A 6,546-nucleotide genomic window follows, 5' to 3' on the forward strand; every position below is an offset into this window, starting at 1 on the left:
CTCGGATTCGCTTTTTTAGCCTTGTGCTGTCCGAATCACTAGCTTATTCGGACTCAGCTTCGCTTTTTTAGCCTTGTGCTGTCCGAATCACTAGCTTATTCGGACTCGGATTCGCTTTTTTAGCCTTGTCCTGTCCGAATAACCACCCTATTCGGACTCGGATTCGCTTTTTTAGCCTTGTACTGTCCGAATCACTAGCTTATTCGGACTCGGATTCGATTTTTGCCACCATGGGTTGTGCTATTTCACTTCAAAGCATCCTTTATTATCTTCACGATTTCATCCAAATCAGGAAAGTGAGCCGTCTCGTCAAGGATGATATAGTGATGTTTATCCGGATACTGTTGTTCTTCCACGAATGCTTCTGTTACCTTTCGAGGAACAATGTAATCCTCGCTACCTTGGACGATCGTCATCGGAACTTGAACATCGGTTATTTCACTAAAATCATAATGCACGAATTCATTAAAAAACGTATCATTCCATGAAAAGTGAAATCCAGAAACTAGCCCAACATATAAATCTTTCAGTGAATAATCCGGGGAAGTCCAGGCTCCTTTTATTAATGATAGTTCAGATACCCCTTCTCCCTTTTCATTCTTATAGGTATAGGCACCATTTTTCTTTAGCAAATCCCCAAATATCTCTTCTCGTTCTCTTTCCGTGTAGGGTGGTTGACCAAGCTTATCTAATTCTTTCTTAAGTTTCACGTTTTTTTCAGCTTTTGTTTTTAACCATTGGTATCCTACCTTTTGAGTTTCAGGTATCGAAACAATTTGCGCATTGGCCACGTACCGATTGAACTTTTCCGGGTATCGATGGACTAAATTTAACCCAATTGCTGTTCCCCACGATTGACCTGCCAGATTGATTCTGTCTTGGCCAAACTCATTTCTTAAATAGTCCACGAGTTCATTTGCATCAGAAACGAGTTGTTCTAGATTGATTGTATCCTTAGGGATGTTTTTATCATAAGACTTCCCTGCTCCCCGTTGATCCCAATAGACCACGGTGAAATCTTCTGTTAGTTCAGGAAATGAACCTCTTGAACTGACGCCAAATGGAAACGGTGAACCTGGTCCTCCGTGAAGCATCAGTACAATAGGATTTGTTTTTTTACTTCCTTCTATTAAAATATATTGATTCACTCCTCCAAGTTTAACCTTGCGCACCTCACTAATGCCGCCTTTGTCCACGATTGCTTGGCTAATTTTTTCGATCTTTTGTTGTCCTATGTATCGGTGAATAGTTAAAAAAGCGATTCCCACCACTGCTATTAATAGGATAACTACTAGTATTCTAATGGTTAATTGCATCGTTATCTCCTGCCTTTCCTAATCCTCTTCCAACAAATTCAAGCAGATATTCCATTACTTCCGGATATACCTCTTCCCCAATTTCTTGCTTATGAACAGATAATATTAAGATGGATCGTACGATCGCTTCCACGATTTCGGGCTTTATAGAAGCGATTTTCTTGTCATTCATCATACCCTCTATCAATCTGACAAACTTTTGGCGTTGCTCATTTGCATACAGCATCACTTCCTCGATGGGAACCTTTTTCAGCATAAGCGGCATTTCTTTTCGCTCAAAAAGCATTTGTAGAAAAGCATTAGATTGATAGAAGAAGAAAAGTTCTTTTATTAACATTGTCATTAGTTCTTCCCCCTCTTTGGCAGAGGTGACGACACTTTCCGCAACAAGCTGATAATTCGATTCTTCTTTTTTTAGAATCTCAAAAAATAGCTCTTCTTTTGAAGAGTAAAATTTATAAAAAGTGCCTTTTCCAATATCACAGGCTTGAATAATGTCATCGATACTGGTTTTCTTAAGCCCCCATTCAATAAATAACTGTTTACCTTTTTCATAAATGGAATGTTGAACAACCTGAAGTTCATTTTCAGTAAATTTTGGCATACTTCCCTCTCCTTATCCTTGTGACTAAAAAAGTTTTTTTAGTCATATAAAATTTAACACGTCTCCCATAAATTGTCTACACCTGTTATGAAAATAATTCCAAAAAATCCATTTTGTTGGACAGAAAGATTTCATACTATTGTATTTCTCTGAAAAACACACGACCCGGGAAGTACGAAGAATCGTGTCGAATCGCAAGTACTTTCACTAAGACTAAAGTTGTATTCTCTCTAAATCTATTAGATGAATTTATCTGGCGTTTACCTTGCTATACTTTCCTTAAACATTAAAAAAAGGTGGGAATAAAATGAAAATCCGATTTGAATTATTTGTGAACGAATTAGCTACCTCTCTTCATTTTTATGAACAGATCCTTGGCTTCCGAAAGGGATATGTTGGAAATGATTATGGGGAAGTGTTTAATGGGGCTGTTGAAATTGGTTTATGTTTAATGGACAAACTTCCTGAGAGTCATCCATTAAAGACGAAGTCAACCGATGAGCGGAAAGGTTTAGGTGTCGAAATTGTTCTCGTAGTCGATGAGTTGGAATCTTTTTATCATAAAGTTAAAAATTCGACCTACCCAATTTCTAGTCATTTACAAATACAGCCTTGGAATCTAAGGGATTTCCGACTCTCAGATCCAGACGGATATTATCTTCGAATTACTGAGTAGAGAATGAAACATGGGGACGGTTCTTGCGTTTCATTCGATTCGCGAAATAAACCGAAGCGCGGGAATCGTCCCCGCGCTTTTTTGGTAATTATTTTCTGGTCCATCTAGAGCAATGGTAATAAAGGTGTTATGGTTAGATTATATTTAAAATATATTTTCATATTTTTGAAGAAAAGTGATAGGTTCATTCGTATGATACATAACAGGAAATAAGAAATAGAGGTATGTAATCTATGCGTGTTGTATTAAGAATTAATCCGGATACCTGCTATGGACTGGCGGAAAAGAGAGCTGCTTATTACTTTGACTCGCTCAAAGAGCAAGTCTCGCAAAAGACTTATGTTTCTTCCTTAACGAAAGATATAGAAACCTGGAAACACAACCATATTCGTCAATATTCCTGGTTCTCTTTATTTTCGGGCGGAAAAGGCAAGACTAGCCCGACTGGTTATCACAATTATATTAAATGGCTAGATTATACAGGAAAGCTAGAGAATTATCTTGACCGCAGTATTTCGTATATTTATATGCGTGATCTAGGCAAATCATTGAACTCACCCCAAACCCAATTAAGGGTAAAACAGGTTGTCGATCACTTGAAGGACCAACTAACTTCTGACAAGGACTCAGGAAGTGGAAGTGTCACAAATGATTTTAGCATGGCAGGGTTATTCAGATGGGGGCAAAAGGAAGGCATTGAAGAAACTGTCATTTGGATGATGAATAAACTTAAGACGGTTGCTGACCATATTCCAGCGGGAATGGATGCAGAACATGCTCAGCGCAAATTAATTAAAATTATGGCGGGTGTCGTCATGCACGTTCTGGAAGAAATGGCGGAAGGGATCTCTGCTAAAGAACGAGCGAAGAAACTGGATGAGGCGATTAGACTAGGGTATTCTTACGGTTTAACCTATCCCTTTATAGATGATTTATTAGACGCAAACGTTTTATCAGATAAGGAGAAACAACAGTATTCAGAGTTAATTCGTACCACTCTCATAACGGGGTCAGTACCAGAATTAGGATCTTGGCCAGAGGATAAAGTTAGTTTAATGAGGTATATCCATTCCGAGCTACGAGATGCTTATGAGTATATTAAAGCTCATCAAAGACCAGATACGAGAACAAATTTCTTTGAGCAGTCGTATGTTTTTTTTCAATCACAGGAGGTTGATCGTCAGAAAGACCTTTCAAACACGGACTATACGAATGAAGAGCTATTTATCCCCATTATCTTAAAATCTTCTTCTTCAAGATTAATCGTTCGTTCCGTCATTAGTGCTTCTGAGGATCAGGGATTTGATAGCCGCACCTTTTACTATGGAATCTATAATCAGCTTGCAGATGATTTTGCGGATATGTTTGATGATATGAAGAATGGAGCTGTGACTCCTTATACGTATTTCCTGAAGTATCATAAGCAGCGCCCCGACCTCATCAACCCCTTTGAATTATACTGGACGGTTATTTCTAACTTAATCCACAATGTGTACCAGTCCAATCGTAAAACGAGCGAGGTCATTTTAGACAGAGCCATCAATGGACTAAAGCGTTTCAAAGAACGAATGGGTGCGGTTAAGTATAAAGAAGTGATGGAGTTGTTTGCTTCGAGTCATCAACCATTCTTTCGTATGATTCAAAAAATGGTCGATAAAGCCGATGATGTCGATTTTTTTGATAAATTGTTACGAGATCATATTATGACCAATTTGAAAAACGAACGAGAAGAGCAGAAAGAATTCGTAGACACCATTGAACGTGTACGCAACGAAATTAATAGCACGTTGTCCATTGCTAAGACAGAGAAGGATTCTGTCATCAATGGCTCCATCCTTGATGCAGCAAATTATAGTCTAATGAATGATGGAAAAAGATTACGGCCCATCATGGCATGGGTTATGGGCGTGAATGAATATGGATTAAACAGTTCTGCCATCACTCCTCTATTAAGAGCATTAGAATATATGCATACCGCCTCCTTAATCTTTGATGATTTACCTTCTCAAGATAATGCCAACTTGCGTAGAGGGAATCTAACATTGCATCAGATTTATAATGTGGCTACGGCTGAGTTAACGGGCCTCTTCTTAACCCAAAGGGCCATCGAGGAACAAGCTTCTCTTGATGAATTTGATGCGAAAACCGTGCTTCGCTTAATCAAATATTCCTCCCAAATGACAGCGGATATGTGTAAAGGCCAGGAAATGGATTTAAATTCAAAAGGGAAGAAATTATCACTGGAAAGATTGAACCTCATGAGTTTTTATAAAACTGGATTGGCGTTTGAAGCCTCTCTGATGATGCCTGCCATTTTAGCTAAAGTAGATGAACAGGAGCTGGCCGGATTGAAGAAATACGCTTATCATGCAGGCATTGCGTTTCAGATTAAGGATGATTTGCTAGATGTTGAGGGAGAGCAAAGCCTACTTGGAAAGACCGTTGGAAAAGATGCTGAAAATAATCATACCACCTTCGTATCGATTTTAGGGGTTGAAGGAGCCCGAATCGCCATGTGGGAACACTACTGCCTTGCGATGGATGTGTTGGAGGACTTCCCGCGCAACACCCCTTTTCTGAAGCATTTATTAAATTATATTGTTAACCGGGATCATTAATAGAGTGGGGTATATGTATGAAATGGAAAGGCTTATTAAAGGAAGATCAAGATTTTTTACCGATTAAGTCCAGCTTAAACGAAGGAAACACACCATTCATTCTATTAAAAAACCGTTGTAAGAAATGGAGAGTGGTTTATGGTGTGTAATTCCTTCGTGATTAAAGTGCCTGCGAGCTCGGCCAACCTTGGTCCAGGCTTTGATTCCATCGGTTTGGCCATAGGCTTATATTTAACGCTAGAGGTTACCCCTTCAAGTTCATGGGAAATCACCTCCGCATCACCTGAGCTATGTCACTTTCCAACCAATCAATCCCATCCTATTTTCCAAATGGCTGAAGAGGTAAGTTTCCGATTCAATAAATCCCTACCACCATGCAAAATCAACATGGACTCAGAAATTCCATTGGCTAAAGGCCTTGGCTCCAGTGCTGCTGCAATCGTTGCTGCTATCGAATTAGCTAATCACGCTTGTGAACTAAATCTTTCAAAGCAGGAAAAATTAAAGCTTGCGATGGAGTTTGAAGGTCACCCTGACAATGTAGGAGCCTCTCTTTATGGTGGGCTAGTCATTGGAAGTTGTTTGGAAAATGAAGTGGAACTACTATCCTATTATAAATTAGGCTTTGAATTGGTAGCCTACATACCAGATGAGACATTATTGACTACGGAATCTCGCCAGGTATTGCCAGCTGTCTTGTCTTTTAAAGAGGCAGTCGAGGCATCTTCTATAGCAAATGTACTCGTTGCATCGTTACTTAGTGGAAATTGGCAGCTAGCCGGAAAAATGATGGAGAAAGATTTATTCCATCAACCTTATCGAAGGAGTTTAATTGGTGTTTATGGAGAATTTGAACGTGTTGCAAAAGCAAATGGAGCATTTGGTGTTGCCCTAAGTGGTGCAGGTCCGACTGTTCTTGCCTTTGTTGAAAAATCGCACCGCTCCCTACTAGTAAGTAAACTCTCGAAGGTTTTTTCGGATAAAAAGATTCGGCATTTGGAGATTGATTTTTGGGGGAGTATGGTGAAATAGTGGTTTATGGGGACTTGCGGACAGGTCGAGACCACTGAAAAAGTTGTAAAGAAGCCGTCTCTACGACAAAATGACCGAAAAGCAAGCTTGAATTTTCGTAGAGAAGCCGTCTCTACGACAAAATGATTAAAGAGTAAGCTTAAATGTCGTAGAGAAACGGTCTCTACGACAAAATGACCGAAAAGCAAGCTTGAATTGTCGTAGAGAAGCCGTCTCTACGACAAAATGATTAAAGAGTAAGCTTGAAATGTCGTAGAGAAACGGTCTCTACGACAAAATGACCGAAAAGCAAGCTTGAAT

General features: G+C 39.3%; 6 protein-coding genes. 4 read left to right on the forward strand and 2 right to left on the reverse strand.

Annotated elements, in window-relative coordinates:
• Nucleotides 1-245 precede the first annotated feature (245 nt).
• A complete protein-coding gene (locus ACX9YW_RS22610) occupies nt 246-1,316 on the reverse strand; it encodes an alpha/beta fold hydrolase (protein ID WP_460350916.1) in 1,071 nt (356 codons plus the stop codon).
• Nucleotides 1,300-1,920: a TetR/AcrR family transcriptional regulator gene (locus tag ACX9YW_RS22615; RefSeq protein WP_460350918.1), complete on the reverse strand. Its 621-nt coding sequence runs from the start codon at nt 1,918-1,920 to the stop codon at nt 1,300-1,302. The genes ACX9YW_RS22610 and ACX9YW_RS22615 overlap by 17 nt, the downstream gene beginning before the upstream one ends.
• A 307-nt stretch (nt 1,921-2,227) precedes the next feature.
• Here ACX9YW_RS22615 and ACX9YW_RS22620 point away from each other — a divergent pair, with 307 nt between their 5' ends.
• The 4 genes from ACX9YW_RS22620 to thrB all read left to right on the forward strand — a co-directional run bounded on the left by ACX9YW_RS22620 (nt 2,228) and on the right by thrB (nt 6,246).
• Nucleotides 2,228-2,596, forward strand: coding sequence for a VOC family protein (locus ACX9YW_RS22620; RefSeq protein WP_460350920.1), 369 nt, complete (start codon nt 2,228-2,230; stop codon nt 2,594-2,596).
• Between the two features lie 233 nt (nt 2,597-2,829).
• The gene (locus ACX9YW_RS22625; protein WP_460350922.1) at nt 2,830-5,214 is read left to right on the forward strand and encodes a polyprenyl synthetase family protein; all 2,385 of its coding nucleotides are present in this window, start codon (nt 2,830-2,832) and stop codon (nt 5,212-5,214) included.
• 17 nt (nt 5,215-5,231) lie between these two features.
• Nucleotides 5,232-5,363 carry a hypothetical protein gene (locus tag ACX9YW_RS22630; RefSeq protein ID WP_460350924.1) on the forward strand — a complete coding sequence of 44 codons (132 nt, stop codon included), beginning with the start codon at nt 5,232-5,234 and terminating at the stop codon, nt 5,361-5,363.
• Entirely contained in the window at nt 5,353-6,246 is an 894-nt protein-coding gene (gene thrB, locus ACX9YW_RS22635) for a homoserine kinase (protein WP_460350926.1), read from the forward strand. Before ACX9YW_RS22630 ends, thrB begins: the two co-directional genes overlap by 11 nt.
• Nucleotides 6,247-6,546: the final 300 nt, after the last annotated feature.

It is taken from the genome of Pseudoneobacillus rhizolycopersici, assembly GCF_054786815.1.